14 protein-coding genes are annotated in these 15,813 nt (G+C 40.7%); 12 read left to right on the top strand and 2 right to left on the bottom strand.

Translation table 11 applies throughout. From position 1 onward, the window contains the following. Window positions 1-68: 68 nt before the first annotated feature. The 8 genes from pfkA to sdbB all read left to right on the top strand — a co-directional run bounded on the left by pfkA (window position 69) and on the right by sdbB (window position 8,172). A complete protein-coding gene (pfkA, locus tag MP387_RS05185; protein WP_242745525.1) occupies window positions 69-1,076 on the top strand; it encodes a 6-phosphofructokinase in 1,008 nt (335 codons plus the stop codon). Between the two features lie 66 nt (window positions 1,077-1,142). After that, complete coding sequence (gene pyk, locus MP387_RS05180; RefSeq protein ID WP_042902347.1) at window positions 1,143-2,648, top strand: pyruvate kinase; 1,506 nt, start codon at window positions 1,143-1,145, stop codon at window positions 2,646-2,648. 160 nt (window positions 2,649-2,808) lie between these two features. Next, window positions 2,809-4,068: a UDP-N-acetylglucosamine 1-carboxyvinyltransferase gene (locus tag MP387_RS05175; protein ID WP_049479008.1), complete on the top strand. Its 1,260-nt coding sequence runs from the start codon at window positions 2,809-2,811 to the stop codon at window positions 4,066-4,068. A gap of 15 nt (window positions 4,069-4,083) precedes the next feature. Beyond that, window positions 4,084-4,635: a GNAT family N-acetyltransferase gene (locus MP387_RS05170; protein WP_242745523.1), complete on the top strand. Its 552-nt coding sequence runs from the start codon at window positions 4,084-4,086 to the stop codon at window positions 4,633-4,635. After that, window positions 4,628-5,905, top strand: a complete 1,278-nt coding sequence (gene spxR / locus MP387_RS05165; protein WP_125414106.1) for a CBS-HotDog domain-containing transcription factor SpxR — start codon at window positions 4,628-4,630, stop codon at window positions 5,903-5,905. Before MP387_RS05170 ends, spxR begins: the two co-directional genes overlap by 8 nt. A 15-nt stretch (window positions 5,906-5,920) precedes the next feature. After that, window positions 5,921-6,781, top strand: a complete 861-nt coding sequence (locus tag MP387_RS05160; protein ID WP_049485226.1) for a methionyl aminopeptidase — start codon at window positions 5,921-5,923, stop codon at window positions 6,779-6,781. A 126-nt stretch (window positions 6,782-6,907) separates the two neighbouring features. Continuing rightward, window positions 6,908-7,615, top strand: coding sequence for a thiol-disulfide oxidoreductase-associated membrane protein CcdA2 (ccdA2, locus tag MP387_RS05155; RefSeq protein WP_242745521.1), 708 nt, complete (start codon window positions 6,908-6,910; stop codon window positions 7,613-7,615). A gap of 11 nt (window positions 7,616-7,626) precedes the next feature. Beyond that, entirely contained in the window at window positions 7,627-8,172 is a 546-nt protein-coding gene (gene sdbB / locus MP387_RS05150; RefSeq protein ID WP_000755591.1) for a thiol-disulfide oxidoreductase-associated lipoprotein SdbB, read from the top strand. A 30-nt stretch (window positions 8,173-8,202) separates the two neighbouring features. On the opposite strand, the gene pbp3 is transcribed toward sdbB, so the two are convergent. Beyond that, entirely contained in the window at window positions 8,203-9,444 is a 1,242-nt protein-coding gene (pbp3, locus tag MP387_RS05145) for a D-alanyl-D-alanine carboxypeptidase PBP3 (protein ID WP_242745519.1), read from the bottom strand. A gap of 104 nt (window positions 9,445-9,548) precedes the next feature. Between pbp3 and MP387_RS05140 the strand changes: the two genes are divergently transcribed. The 4 genes from MP387_RS05140 (at window position 9,549) to ffh (ending at window position 14,147) form a co-directional block, all read left to right on the top strand. Continuing rightward, window positions 9,549-10,658 carry an AI-2E family transporter gene (locus MP387_RS05140; RefSeq protein WP_242745517.1) on the top strand — a complete coding sequence of 370 codons (1,110 nt, stop codon included), beginning with the start codon at window positions 9,549-9,551 and terminating at the stop codon, window positions 10,656-10,658. A gap of 235 nt (window positions 10,659-10,893) precedes the next feature. Next, on the top strand, window positions 10,894-12,090 hold the full coding sequence (gene tuf / locus MP387_RS05135) for an elongation factor Tu (protein WP_001040720.1): 1,197 nt from the start codon (window positions 10,894-10,896) through the stop codon (window positions 12,088-12,090). A 141-nt stretch (window positions 12,091-12,231) separates the two neighbouring features. Next, window positions 12,232-12,564, top strand: coding sequence for a putative DNA-binding protein (locus MP387_RS05130; protein ID WP_000402068.1), 333 nt, complete (start codon window positions 12,232-12,234; stop codon window positions 12,562-12,564). A gap of 11 nt (window positions 12,565-12,575) precedes the next feature. Next, complete coding sequence (gene ffh / locus MP387_RS05125) at window positions 12,576-14,147, top strand: signal recognition particle protein (protein WP_242745515.1); 1,572 nt, start codon at window positions 12,576-12,578, stop codon at window positions 14,145-14,147. A 72-nt stretch (window positions 14,148-14,219) separates the two neighbouring features. Here ffh and guaA read toward each other — a convergent pair whose 3' ends face one another. Beyond that, window positions 14,220-15,782 (bottom strand): glutamine-hydrolyzing GMP synthase, encoded by a 1,563-nt coding sequence (gene guaA, locus MP387_RS05120; protein WP_242745508.1) that lies wholly within the window; start codon window positions 15,780-15,782, stop codon window positions 14,220-14,222. Between the last annotated feature and the right edge of the window lie 31 nt (window positions 15,783-15,813).

Here is a 15,813-nt window from a genome sequence, read left to right as displayed (position 1 = left end):
AGAAGAATTTTCGATTTAAATGTGGTATAATCAGTAAGAATGTTAAAAGAAAAAGGAGCATAAACCAAATGAAACGTATTGCTGTTTTGACCAGTGGTGGAGACGCCCCTGGTATGAATGCTGCCATCCGTGCAGTAGTTCGCCAAGCAATCTCAGAAGGAATGGAAGTTTTTGGTATCTATGATGGATACGCAGGTATGGTTGCCGGTGAAATTTATCCACTTGATGCTGCTTCAGTAGGAGACATCATTTCACGTGGTGGTACTTTCCTTCATTCTGCTCGTTACCCTGAGTTTGCACAACTTGAAGGCCAACTTAAAGGGATTGAGCAATTGAAAAAACACGGTATCGAAGGAGTCGTAGTTATCGGTGGTGATGGTTCTTATCATGGAGCTATGCGCTTGACTGAGCATGGATTCCCTGCTATTGGACTTCCAGGTACAATCGATAACGATATCGTAGGTACTGACTTTACAATCGGATTTGATACTGCAGTAACGACTGCAATGGATGCGATTGATAAGATTCGTGATACATCATCAAGTCACCGTCGTACTTTCGTTGTTGAAGTAATGGGACGTAACGCTGGTGATATCGCTCTTTGGGCAGGTATCGCAACTGGTGCTGACGAAATTATCGTCCCTGAAGAAGGTTTCAAATTTGAAGACATCGTAGCAAGCATCAAAGCTGGATATGAACACGGTAAGAAACACAATATTATCGTTTTGGCAGAAGGTGTCATGTCAGCAGCTGAATTTGGTCAAAAACTAAAAGAAGCTGGCGATACAAGTGATCTTCGTGTAACTGAACTCGGACACATCCAACGTGGTGGATCACCAACCGCTCGTGACCGAGTATTGGCATCACGCATGGGTGCACACGCTGTTAAACTCCTTAAACAAGGAATCGGTGGTGTCGCTGTTGGTATCCGTAACGAGAAAATGGTAGAGAATCCAATTCTTGGAACAGCAGAAGAAGGAGCTTTGTTTAGCTTAACAGCGGATGGTAAGATCGTTGTTAACAACCCTCATAAAGCTGATCTTGAACTTTCTGATTTGAACAAGAGCTTGTCCTAATCAACTTTCATTAATTTGGTAACATGACCTTAAAAGGTCGAATTATATAAAGGAGTCACAAAAATCATGAACAAACGTGTAAAAATCGTTGCAACTTTAGGTCCTGCGGTTGAAATCCGTGGTGGTAAAAAATTCGGTGAAGACGGATACTGGGGTGAAAAACTTGACGTTGAAGCTTCAGCTCAAAATATTGCTAAATTGATTGAAGCAGGAGCAAACACTTTCCGTTTCAACTTCTCACACGGTGACCACCAAGAACAAGGTGAGCGTATGGCAACTGTTAAACTTGCTGAGAAACTTGCAGGTAAAAAAGTTGGTTTCCTTCTTGATACTAAAGGACCTGAAATCCGTACAGAATTGTTTGAAGGTGACGCAAAAGAGTACTCTTACAAAACTGGTGAAAAAATCCGTGTTGCAACTAAACAAGGAATCAAATCAACTCGTGATGTGATTGCTTTGAACGTTGCTGGTGCCCTTGATATCTACGATGATGTTGAAGTTGGTCACCAAGTTTTGGTTGACGACGGTAAATTGGGTCTTCGTGTTTTCGCAAAAGACGATGCAACTCGTGAATTTGAAGTAGTCGTTGAAAATGACGGTATCATTGCTAAGCAGAAAGGTGTAAACATCCCTAACACTAAAATTCCTTTCCCAGCTCTTGCTGAACGTGATAACGATGATATCCGTTTCGGTTTGGAACAAGGTATCAACTTCATCGCGATTTCATTCGTACGTACTGCAAAAGACGTCGACGAAGTTCGTGCAATCTGTGAAGAAACTGGTAATGGTCACGTTCAATTGTTTGCGAAAATCGAAAACCAACAAGGTATCGATAACTTGGATGAAATCATTGAAGCTGCTGACGGTATCATGATCGCTCGTGGTGACATGGGTATCGAAGTACCATTCGAAATGGTTCCAGTTTATCAAAAAATGATCATCACTAAAGTGAACGCAGCAGGTAAAGTTGTTATCACAGCAACAAACATGCTTGAAACAATGACTGAAAAACCACGTGCAACTCGTTCAGAAGTATCAGACGTATTTAACGCTGTTATCGACGGAACTGACGCTACAATGCTTTCAGGTGAGTCTGCAAACGGTAAATACCCACTTGAGTCAGTAACAACAATGGCTACAATTGACAAGAACGCACAAACTCTTCTTAACGAATACGGACGTTTGAACTCAGATACATTCGAACGTAATTCTAAGACAGAAGTTATGGCTTCAGCTGTTAAAGACGCTACTAACTCAATGAATATCAAATTGGTTGTTACTCTTACTAAGACTGGTCACACAGCTCGTTTGATTTCTAAATACCGTCCAAATGCTGATATCTTGGCATTGACATTCGACGAATTGACAGAGCGTGGATTGATGTTGAACTGGGGTGTTATCCCAATGTTGACTGAAGCTCCATCATCAACTGATGATATGTTCGAAATCGCTGAACGTAAAGCAGTTGAAGCAGGTCTTGTAGAATCTGGTGACGATATTGTTATCGTTGCAGGTGTGCCACTTGGAGAAGCTGTTCGTACAAACACAATGCGTATCCGTACAGTACGTTAATCTAACACAAAAACCTATCATTTTAGGCTGAAAAGCTTGAGTGATAGGTCTTTTTTTATTAAAATGAGATGCTATTTAGTAAATAGGAATGGGAAAAAACTGAAAATTATGGTATAATAGAATGAAAAGACCTTTTTAGTAAATTTTGAAAGAGTAAAACATGAGAAAAATTGTCATCAATGGTGGACGTCCATTGCAAGGTGAGATCACCATTAGTGGTGCTAAAAATAGTGTTGTAGCGCTTATTCCAGCTATTATCTTATCAGATGATATTGTCACTTTAGATTGTGTTCCAGATATTTCAGACGTTGCTAGTCTTGTCGAAATCATGGAAATTATGGGGGCGACTGTTAAGCGTTATGAGGATGTCTTGGAGATTGATCCAAGAGGTGTTCAAAACATTCCTATGCCTTATGGCAAGATTAATAGCTTGCGTGCTTCTTATTATTTCTACGGAAGTCTTTTAGGTCGCTTTGGTGAAGCTACAGTTGGACTTCCTGGTGGATGTGATCTGGGGCCTCGTCCGATTGACCTTCATTTAAAAGCCTTTGAAGCCATGGGTGCTAAGGTCAGCTATGAGGGAGATAATATGAATTTATCAGCCCAAGGTAAGGGGCTTCATGGCGCAAGTATTTACATGGATACCGTCAGTGTAGGTGCAACGATTAACACGATGATTGCTGCGGTTAAAGCTAAGGGACGTACTGTCATTGAAAATGCGGCTCGTGAACCGGAAATTATTGATGTCGCTACCCTTTTGAACAATATGGGGGCCCATATTCGTGGTGCAGGAACTGATATTATCATTATTGATGGTGTCGAGAAACTTCATGGAACGCGTCATCAGGTTATTCCAGACCGTATCGAAGCTGGAACCTATATTTCACTTGCTGCAGCGGTAGGAAAAGGAATTCGTATTAACAACGTTCTCTATGAACACTTAGAAGGCTTTATCGCCAAACTAGAGGAAATGGGCGTTCGTATGACGGTCTCAGAAGACAGTATCTTCGTTGAAGAGCAATCTGGTTTGAAGGCCATCAATATCAAAACAGCACCCTATCCAGGGTTCGCAACCGATTTGCAACAGCCTATCACGCCACTTTTACTAACTGCCCAAGGTCGTGGAACCATTATTGATACGATTTATGAGAAACGTGTCAATCATGTCTTTGAGTTAGCAAAAATGGATGCGGATATTACGACTACAAACGATCACATTATCTACAACGGTGGTCGTAAGTTACACGGGGCAAGTGTAAAAGCTACAGACTTGCGAGCTGGTGCTGCACTTGTCATCGCTGGCTTGATGGCTCAAGGCCAGACTGAAATTACGAATATTGAGTTTATCCTTCGTGGCTACTCAGATATTATTGAAAAATTGCGTAGTCTTGGAGCAGATATTACACTCGTTGAAGACTAAGCCGTTGAGGTGATTATGAATATTTGGACCAAATTAGCAATGTTTTCTTTTTTTGAAACGGAGCGCTTGTATTTGCGTCCTTTCTTTTTTAGTGACAGTCAAGCGTTTTTCGACATTGCTTCAAACCCTGAGAATTTGCAGTTTATTTTTCCCAGTCAAGCAAGTTTGGAAGAAAGTCAGTACGCACTTGCTAACTATTTTATGAAGAATCCTCTAGGGGTTTGGGCAATTTGTCTCCAAGGAAATCAGGAAATGATTGGCTCCATTAAATTTGAAAAAATCGATGAAATCAAAAAAGAAGCAGAAATTGGTTACTTCTTAAAAAAAGATTCTTGGTCACAAGGTTTTATGACAGAAGTGGTTACCAAGCTTTGTCAGCTTTCATTTGATGAATTTGGTTTAAAACAATTATCCATCATCACTCATTTGGAGAATCAAGCTAGTCAAAAAGTAGCCTTAAAATCGGGCTTTAGCCTCGTACGACAGTTTAAGGGGAGCGATCGCTATACACGTAAAATGAGGGACTATCTTGAATTTCGATACATAAAAGGAGAATTCAATGAGTAAACACCAGGAAATTTTGTCCTATCTGGAAGAGTTGCCAATTGGGAAGAGAGTTAGTGTTCGCAGTATTTCCAATCACCTAGGTGTTAGTGACGGAACAGCCTACCGAGCTATCAAAGAAGCTGAAAATCGTGGCATCGTTGAAACTCGGCCACGCAGTGGAACCATACGAGTCAAGTCCCAGAAAGTGGCTATTGAGCGGCTAACCTATGCTGAAATCGCTGAAGTCACCTCCTCTGAAGTTTTAGCTGGTCAGGAAGGGTTGGAGAGAGAGTTTAGCAAATTCTCCATTGGAGCTATGACAGAGCAAAATATCCTGTCCTATCTCCATGATGGCGGTCTTTTGATTGTTGGTGACCGTACTCGTATTCAACTTTTAGCCTTGGAAAATGAAAATGCAGTCCTTGTGACAGGTGGTTTTCATGTCCAAGATGATGTTCTTGATTTGGCTAATAAAAAAGGGATTCCAGTTCTAAGAAGTAAACATGACACTTTTACAGTAGCGACCATGATTAACAAAGCCCTCTCAAATGTTCAAATCAAAACCGATATTCTGACAGTTGAGAAGCTCTATCGTCCCAGTCATGAGTATGGTTTTTTGAGAGAAACCGATACAGTAAAAGACTATCTAGACTTGGTCCGTAAGAACAGAAGTAGTCGTTTTCCAGTCATTAACCAACACCAAGTGGTTGTTGGCGTTGTTACTATGCGTGACGCAGGAGATAAATCCCCCAGCACGACGATTGACAAGGTGATGACACGTAGTATCTTTGTAACAGGATTAGCGACCAATATTGCCAATGTCAGTCAACGAATGATTGCAGAAGACTTTGAGATGGTTCCAGTTGTCAGAAGTAACCAAACTCTACTTGGTGTCGTAACACGACGAGATGTCATGGAAAAGATGAGCCGTTCCCAAGTTTCTGCTTTGCCAACTTTTTCAGAGCAAATTGGGCAGAAGCTCTCTTATCATCATGATGAAGTCGTCATTACTGTTGAGCCCTTCATGTTGGAGAAAAATGGTGTCCTTGCTAATGGAGTCTTGGCTGAAATCCTCAACCATATGACCCAAGACCTCGTTGTTAATAGCGGACGTAATCTCATCATTGAACAGATGTTGATTTATTTCTTGCAGGCTGTGCAGATAGATGATACTTTGCGGATTCAGGCTCGCATTATTCACCACACGAGACGCTCAGCTATTATTGATTATGATATTTATCATGGGCATCAGATTGTTTCAAAAGCAAATGTTACGGTTAAAATTAATTAGAATCTAGGAGAAAAAATGATAACTTTAAAATCAGCACGTGAAATCGAAGCCATGGACAAGGCTGGTGATTTCCTAGCAAGTATCCATATTGGCTTACGTGATTTGATTAAGCCAGGCGTGGATATGTGGGAAGTTGAAGAGTACGTTCGTCGTCGTTGTAAAGAGGAAAATTTCCTTCCTCTACAGATTGGAGTAGATGGTGCAGTCATGGATTACCCCTATGCCACTTGTTGCTCTCTCAACGACGAAGTAGCTCACGCTTTTCCACGTCATTACATCTTGAAAGATGGCGATTTGCTCAAGGTTGACATGGTACTGGGTGGTCCGATTGCCAAATCCGACCTCAATGTCTCTAAACTTAACTTCAACAATGTTGAGCAAATGAAAAAATACACCCAAAGTTATACTGGTGGTTTAGCTGACTCATGTTGGGCTTATGCGGTTGGTACACCGTCTGAAGAAGTGAAAAACCTGATGGACGTAACCAAGGAAGCTATGTATGTAGGAATTGAGCAAGCAGTTGTCGGCAATCGTATCGGTGATATTGGTGCAGCCATTCAAGAATACGCTGAAAGTCGCGGTTACGGTGTCGTTCGTGATTTGGTTGGTCATGGTGTTGGTCCAACTATGCACGAAGAGCCAATGGTTCCTAACTACGGTATTGCAGGCCGTGGACTCCGTCTCCGTGAAGGAATGGTACTAACCATTGAACCCATGATCAATACTGGTGACTGGGAAATTGATACAGATATGAAGACTGGCTGGGCTCATAAGACTATAGATGGCGGCCTGTCTTGCCAATATGAACACCAGTTCGTGATTACCAAAGACGGACCTGTTATCCTGACCAGTCAAGGTGAAGAAGGAACGTATTAAAAAAAAGGAGCTAAGCTCCTTTTTTTGTGTCAACTTTAGTCAAAATAAATAAGCGTAGCGGACTTCTTACAAATTTATTCTTTTGTAGTAAAATAGGATTAGAATTTTGAGAAAGTAGGTAATTCGTTGGAGTCGATTATATTTCTAGTATCTGTTTTTTTAGCTGGTATTCTGTCCTTCTTTTCCCCCTGCATCTTTCCTTTGCTACCTGTTTATGCTGGTATTTTACTGGATGATCAGGGAAATTCGAAAAGCTTTCGCTTTTTTGGAAGAGACGTTGCATGGTCAGGTTTAATTCGAACCTTGTGCTTTATTGCTGGAATCTCCCTCATTTTCTTTATTTTAGGATTTGGAGCTGGATTCCTAGGGCACATGCTCTATGCAGACTGGTTTCGTTATGCTATGGGAATAGTCATTATTTTTTTAGGACTTCATCAGATGGAAATCTTGCATTTCAATAAACTGGAAGTTCAAAAGACAGTCACATTCAAACAATCAAAGTCTAATCACTATCTGTCAGCCTTTTTACTTGGGATAACCTTTAGTTTTGGTTGGACCCCTTGTATCGGACCAGTCTTAAGTTCAGTCTTGGCTCTGGCGGCTTCAGGTGGCAATGGTGCTTGGCAAGGAGCCGTGTTAACATTAGTATACACATTGGGAATGGCCCTTCCTTTCATTGTTTTGGCCTTGGCTTCGGGCTGGATTATGCCTTATTTTAGTAAATTAAAACCCCATATGATCCTACTAAAGAAAATCGGGGGAGCTTTGATTATTTTGATGGGATTATTATTAATGCTAGGGCAGTTAAATGCCTTGTCAGGAATTCTTGGATAAAAGGAGAAAAAATGAAAAAAGTTATTTTTGCTGGATTGAGCCTCATGTCTCTATTCTTGTTGATTGCCTGTGGTGAAAAAGAAACCAAACAGACAAGCAGTCCAAAACAACCTGCAGTACAACAAATCGCAGTTGGTAAGGATGCGCCAGACTTCACCTTGCAGTCTATGGATGGTAAAGAAGTGAAGTTATCAGACTATAAAGGAAAAAAGGTCTATTTGAAATTCTGGGCTTCTTGGTGCGGACCATGTAAAAAAAGCATGCCTGAGCTGATGGAATTAGCTGCCAAACAAGATCGAGACTTTGAAATCTTGAGTGTCATTGCACCTGGTTTACAAGGTGAAAAAACAGTTCAAGACTTTCCAAAATGGTACCAAGAACAAGGCTACAAGGATATTCCTGTTCTATATGATACGCAAGCAACTACCTTCCAAGCCTACCAAATTCGTAGTATTCCAACGGAATACTTGATTGACAGTCAGGGTAAAATCGGAAAAATCCAATTTGGTGCTATTAGTAATGCTGATGCAGAAGCGGCTTTTAAAGAGATGAAATAAAGAAAAAATCGCGATTGTTCGCGATTTTTTTTATAGTTTTTCATTGATAAAGCGGATAAATTGATTCCACCAAACTTTCAAAAAGAAGGCTTTTTCTACTTTCTTTTCAGAAACCATTTCAAAAGATGGTTTGTCGGAAGTGAGATAGCCCTGGCCGACCAAATCCTGGTCATCATAGGTTAGAGTACCAACAACCTTGCCTTCTTCTAATGGAGCCATTTCTGATGTTGATTTTGGTGTGAATTGGAGAGTTGGTGTAGTACCGCTTCCGATGCGTTGGACGATGGAAATGTCTGACTTAGCGACAGCTGTCACATTATCTTCTTTACCATCCAGAACTGTTACTTTACTATCATTGTATGCTTCACCTTTCTGAACAACAGTTTTTAAGGCAAAGTTTGCAGAAATATAATCTAAAAGCGCAGAAGTAGCAGTAAAACGTGCATAAGGGTTGGTATCTTGTTGATCTGCGTTCAAAACAACCGTAATAATACGCATCCCTTTCTCAACAGTTGTTCCAACGAATGAAGCACCAGCTTTATCAGTAGTACCTGTCTTTAGTCCATCAATACCACCACGATAGGCAGGCATTCCCTCCAACATGTAGTTGGTTGAGTGGATTTCAAGTCCTGCAAAGATAGAAGTTGGTTTTTTTGTAATTTCCAAAACTTGAGGATAATCTCGGATGAGGTTACGAGCGACGATTGCAACATCGTAGGCACTCAACTTGTTTTCATCGTCTTTTTTAGAACCAGGATAGATATTATCGCCAAGGGTCTCATTATTTAAACCAGTTGTGTTTACAATAGTTGCATCTTGAATTCCCCATTCAAGAAGTTTAGCCCTCATCTTGTCTACAAAGTCTTTCTCAGAACCAGCAATCTTTTCTGCTAGTGCAATCGCAGCGCTGTTTGCACTGGATACCATTGTAGCCTCTAATAGTTGTTCAACAGTATAATTTCGAGCTTCCATAGGGACGTTACTCGCCTCAGAATTAGTTGTAAGTTTGTAAGGATAGTCCGAAATATCAACAGGTGTAGATAGGCTGATAGTTCCTTGTTCTAGAGCTTCATAGACCAAATAAACTGTAACCAGTTTTGTAATAGAAGCAATTTCTACAGGCTGATTTGCATCTTTTTCGTAGAGGATTTTTCCAGTTGTAGCCTCGACGGCAATGGCATGTTTAGCAGCAACATCAAACTCCTGAGCAGAAACAGTGGAAGCTGTTCCAAAAACTAAAAGTGTCATAAAAGATAAAATTATTTTTTTCATATTAGCTTTATTTTATCATAAAGAAAAAAAATATTCTCGCTTTTTTACTAAAGCCATCTTATCTTTTTCAGAAATATGGTAAAATAGAGAGAAGGAGGATACCTATGTTCCGTAGAAACAAATTATTTTTTTGGACAGCTGAAATTTTATTGTTAACATTGATTTTCTATCTTTGGAGAGAAATGGGAGCCATCATTACTCCCTTCGTGACGGTTGTGAATACCATTATGATTCCATTTTTACTTGGTGGATTTTTTTACTACATTACAAATCCAGTCGTGACTTTCTTAGAAAAGAGATGTAAGATCAATCGTCTAATTGGTGTCTTGATCACTCTTTGTGCCTTGATTGGTGCTATCGTTGTAGGGGTCGTTTATCTCTTGCCGATTTTGATTAATCAGTTGACCAGCTTGATTATTTCTAGTCAAAACATCTATAGTAGACTACAAGATTTGATCATCGATTTGTCCATGAATCCAGTATTCCAAAATATTGATATTCAACAAACAATTCAACAACTTAATCTCTCCTATGTGGATATCCTCCAGAATATCCTTAATAGCGTCAGCAATAGTTTAGGAAGCGTCCTTTCAGCCTTATTTAGTACAGTTCTCATTCTCATTATGACCCCTGTATTCTTGATTTATTTCTTGTTGGATGGTCATAAGTTGCTACCAATGTTGGAACGTACCGTCTTAAAGCATGACAAATTGAATCTTTCAAGCCTTTTAACCAATCTCAATACAACCATAGCGCGCTATATCAGTGGAATTGCGATTGATGCGGTTATTATTGGATGTTTAGCCTATATTGGCTATAGTGTTATCGGATTAAAGTACGCCCTTGTTTTTGCTATTTTCTCTGGAATCGCAAATTTGATTCCTTATGTTGGTCCAAGTATTGGCTTGATTCCAATGGTGATTGCCAATGTGTTCACGGATCCTCATCGCATGTTGATTGCAGTTGCTTATATGCTTATTATCCAACAGATTGATGGAAATGTTCTCTATCCACGTATCGTTGGAGGAGTTATGAAAGTGCATCCGATTACGATCTTAGTGCTCCTCTTACTGTCAAGTAATATCTATGGTGTCATAGGAATGGTCGTAGCAGTACCTACTTATTCTATTTTTAAAGAAATTACTAAGTTCCTAGCGAAATTATATGAAAATCATAAAGAAGCTAAGGAACTGGAAAAAACAGAATTAAATTAAAATCAGGGAAACCTGATTTTTTTGATGAAAATACTGTCGCCCAAACAAAATAAGTTTGAATTCATATTGCCTTAAAGAAGCAGAAGAACAGGATTTGATAAGATTTAGATTAATTCACAAAATATGTGTAAAACACTTGCAATTTAGCAGAAATTTGATAAAATAGTAAGGAAAGTTAGACTGTATTGCCTACTGTCTATCTATAAAATATATTTTATTGGAGGCTTTTACTCAAATGGCAAAAGAAAAATACGATCGTAGTAAACCACACGTTAACATTGGTACTATCGGACACGTTGACCACGGTAAAACTACTTTGACTGCAGCTATCACAACTGTATTGGCACGTCGCTTGCCTTCAGCAGTTAACCAACCTAAAGACTATGCGTCTATCGATGCTGCTCCAGAAGAACGCGAACGCGGTATCACTATCAACACTGCGCACGTTGAGTACGAAACTGAAAAACGTCACTACGCTCACATCGACGCTCCAGGACACGCGGACTACGTTAAAAACATGATCACTGGTGCTGCTCAAATGGACGGAGCTATCCTTGTAGTAGCTTCAACTGACGGACCAATGCCACAAACTCGTGAGCACATCCTTCTTTCACGTCAGGTTGGTGTTAAACACCTTATCGTCTTCATGAACAAAATCGACTTGGTAGACGACGAAGAATTGCTTGAATTGGTTGAAATGGAAATCCGTGACCTCTTGTCAGAATATGACTTCCCAGGTGACGATCTTCCAGTTATCCAAGGTTCAGCTCTTAAAGCTCTTGAAGGTGACTCTAAATACGAAGACATCATCATGGAATTGATGAACACTGTTGATGAGTACATTCCAGAACCAGAACGTGACACTGAAAAACCATTGCTTCTTCCAGTCGAAGACGTATTCTCAATCACTGGACGTGGTACAGTTGCTTCAGGACGTATCGACCGTGGTACTGTTCGTGTCAACGACGAAATCGAAATCGTTGGTATCAAAGAAGAAACTCAAAAAGCAGTTGTTACTGGTGTTGAAATGTTCCGTAAACAACTTGACGAAGGTCTTGCTGGAGATAACGTAGGTGTCCTTCTTCGTGGTGTTCAACGTGACGAAATCGAACGTGGACAAGTTATCGCTAAACCAGGTTCAATCAACCCACACACTAAATTTAAAGGTGAAGTCTACATCCTTACTAAAGAAGAAGGTGGACGTCACACTCCATTCTTCAACAACTACCGTCCACAATTCTACTTCCGTACTACTGACGTTACAGGTTCAATCGAACTTCCTGCAGGTACTGAAATGGTAATGCCTGGTGATAACGTGACTATCGACGTTGAGTTGATCCACCCAATCGCCGTAGAACAAGGTACTACATTCTCTATCCGTGAGGGTGGACGTACTGTTGGTTCAGGTATGGTTACAGAAATCGAAGCTTAATTCGATTAAGTTCCCAGAAGAACAATTATTTAAGTCAGACACTAAAAGAATCTTGCCTTGCAAGGTTCTTTTTTTCTTCTTACTCTATTTGAAGTGCTTCTACTCTAGCAGTATAATCGTTTTTTTGGTATAATAAAAGTTATGGAAATCGAAAAAACCAATCGTATGAACGCCCTTTTTGAATTTTATGCGGCGCTTTTGACAGACAAGCAGATGAACTATATAGAACTCTATTATGCTGATGATTATAGTCTTGCTGAGATTGCTGAAGAGTTCGGTGTCAGTCGTCAGGCTGTCTATGATAATATCAAGCGGACGGAAAAGATTCTAGAAGATTATGAGATGAAACTTCACATGTATTCGGACTACATTGTCCGTAGTCAGATTTTTGACCAGATCTTGGAGCGTTATCCCAAGGATGACTTTCTGCAGGAGCAGATAGAAGTTTTAACAAGCATTGATAATAGAGAATAAGAGGAAGAAAAATGGCATTTGAAAGTTTAACAGAACGTTTGCAGAACGTCTTTAAAGATCTACGTAAAAAAGGAAAAATCTCTGAGGCTGATGTCCAAGAAGTAACCAAAGAAATCCGTTTGGCCTTGCTTGAAGCCGATGTTGCTTTGCCAGTTGTAAAGGACTTTATCAAGAAGGTTCGTGAACGTGCAATTGGTCACGAGGTCATTGATACCCTCAATCCTGCCCAACAGATTATCAAAATCGTTGATGAGGAACTGACAGCTGTTTTAGGTTCTGATACGGCTGAGATTATCAAGTCACCAAAAATTCCAACCATTATCATGATGGTCGGTTTGCAAGGGGCTGGTAAAACGACCTTTGCTGGTAAGCTGGCTAATAAACTCAAGAAGGAAGAAAATGCTCGTCCTTTGATGATTGCGGCGGATATTTATCGACCAGCAGCCATCGATCAGCTGAAAACACTTGGACAGCAGATTGATGTTCCAGTCTTTGCACTTGGAACAGAAGTGCCAGCTGTTGAGATTGTTCGCCAAGGTTTGGCGCAAGCTCAAGCGAATCACAACGACTATGTCTTGATTGATACGGCAGGGCGTTTACAAATCGATGAACTTCTTATGAATGAGCTTCGTGATGTTAAAGCACTGGCTCAACCAAACGAAATCCTCCTTGTCATTGATGCCATGATCGGTCAGGAAGCGGCTAATGTTGCCCGTGAGTTTAATGCTCAGTTGGAAGTAACTGGTGTCATCCTTACCAAGATTGATGGGGATACTCGTGGTGGTGCAGCTTTGTCTGTTCGTCACATCACTGGAAAACCTATCAAGTTCACTGGTACGGGTGAAAAGATAACAGATATCGAAACCTTCCACCCAGACCGTATGTCAAGCCGTATCCTTGGTATGGGGGATATGCTCACTTTGATTGAGAAAGCTTCTCAGGAATACGATGAGCAAAAAGCTCTTGAAATGGCTGAGAAAATGCGCGAAAACACCTTTGATTTCAATGATTTCATTGATCAATTGGATCAGGTGCAAAATATGGGGCCAATGGAAGACTTACTCAAGATGATTCCAGGTATGGCTAACAATCCTGCCCTTCAAAATATGAAGGTGGATGAGCGCCAGATTGCGCGCAAACGTGCCATTGTGTCTTCTATGACACCTGAAGAACGCGAAAACCCTGATCTGTTAAATCCAAGTCGTCGCCGTCGTATCGCTGCTGGTTCTGGAAATACCTTTGTCGAAGTCAATAAATTTATCAAGGACTTTAACCAGGCCAAACAGCTCATGCAAGGTGTCATGTCTGGGGATATGAACAAGATGATGAAGCAGATGGGAATCAACCCAAATAACCTTCCAAAAAATATGCCAAATATGGGAGGGATGGATATGTCTGCCCTTGAAGGCATGATGGGACAAGGTGGAATGCCGGATATGTCAGGTCTTGGAGGAGCAGGCATGCCAGATATGAGCCAGATGTTTGGTGGCGGACTCAAAGGTAAAATCGGTGAATTTGCCATGAAACAGTCTATGAAACGTATGGCCAACAAAATGAAAAAAGCGAAGAAAAAACGTAAATAAAAAAGGAAAGCAGAAGTGCTACCTAAAAAAGAACTCTGAATCCGATTCAGAGTTCTTTTGTGTTTGATTGGTTTATTCCCACTCAACAGTTGCAGGTGGTTTACTTGTAATGTCGTAGACGATACGGTTAACGTGATCCACTTCATTTACGATACGTACAGAGATTTTTTGAAGGACTTCCCAAGGAATCTTGGCAAAGTCAGCTGTCATACCATCGATAGAAGTAATGGCACGAATGGCGATGGTGTAGTCATAAGTACGACCGTCACCCATAACACCGACTGAACGAACGCCTGTGTTGACAGTAAAGTATTGCCAGATATCGCGGTCAAGACCAGCTTTAGCGATTTCTTCGCGAAGGATAGCATCAGACTCACGAACAGTTTCTAGTTTTTCTTCAGTGATTTCACCCATGACACGGATAGCAAGTCCTGGTCCTGGGAATGGTTGGCGCCATACGATGTGGTCTGGCATACCAAGCTCTGTACCGAGAGCACGGACTTCGTCTTTATAAAGAGTGTTCAATGGTTCAATCAATTCAAACTGCATATCTTCTGGAAGTCCACCAACGTTGTGGTGTGACTTGATAGTTTGAGCAGTATCTGTACCAGACTCAATCACGTCAGTGTATAGTGTTCCTTGAGCAAGGAATTTTACATCTTTTAGCTTACTTGCTTCATCATCAAAGACATAAACAAACTCGTTACCGATAATCTTCCGTTTTTGTTCAGGGTCAGAAACACCTGCAAGTTTATCAAGGAAGCGTTTTGCAGCATCTGCTTTGACGATATTCAAACCAAACTTACCACCAAGCATGTCCATAACTTGGTCAGCCTCTCCCTTACGGAGAAGACCGTGGTCTACAAAGATACAGATCAATTGATCACCGATTGCTTTTTGGAGAAGAACTCCAACAACAGAAGAGTCAACACCACCTGATAGGCCGAGAAGAACACGCTTGTCACCTACAGTTTCACGGATTTTCTTGATCTGCATATCGATGAAGTTGTCCATTGACCAGTCGCCTTTAGCCTGACAGATGTTAAGGGCAAAGTTGCGAAGGATATCATTCCCGTATACAGAATGGCGAACTTCTGGGTGGAATTGGATACCATAGATGTGCTTGTTAGGGTTTTCAATAGCTGCATAAGGACAGTCAGCAGAAGTTCCAGTACAAACGAAATCAGCTGGAATCTCTGTAACAGCATCGCCATGGCTCATCAAAACAATCTGTTCTTCAGGAGTCCCTTCAAAGAGGGCAGAAGTGGTATGGGTAAGTGGTGATTGGCCATACTCGCGGTTACCAGCATCACCTGCAGGTACAACTTTTCCTCCAAGTTTATGAGTTAAAAGTTGCATACCATAGCAGATTCCCAAAATTGGAATGCCAAGTTCAAAAATTTCTGGGTCAATATCAAATGAACCATCTTCGTATACAGAGTTTGGTCCACCAGAGAGGATGATCCCTACAGGGTTAATCGCACGAACCTCTGCAGCTGAGATTTTATGACTTTTTAGCTCTGAAAAAACACCAATTTCACGAATACGGCGCGAAATCAGCTGGTTGTATTGGCTACCATAGTCCAGCACGATGATTTTTTCGACATCTTGCAAATCAGTTGAAATGTTGCTCATCTTTTTCCTTTCTCAAAAGAAATATCTTTTT

It is taken from the genome of Streptococcus oralis (assembly GCF_022749195.1).
Classification (GTDB): Bacteria; Bacillota; Bacilli; order Lactobacillales; family Streptococcaceae; genus Streptococcus; species Streptococcus oralis_CI.
Note: the sequence above shows the minus strand (reverse complement) of the source record. Positions and strands in the feature narration are given on the sequence as shown.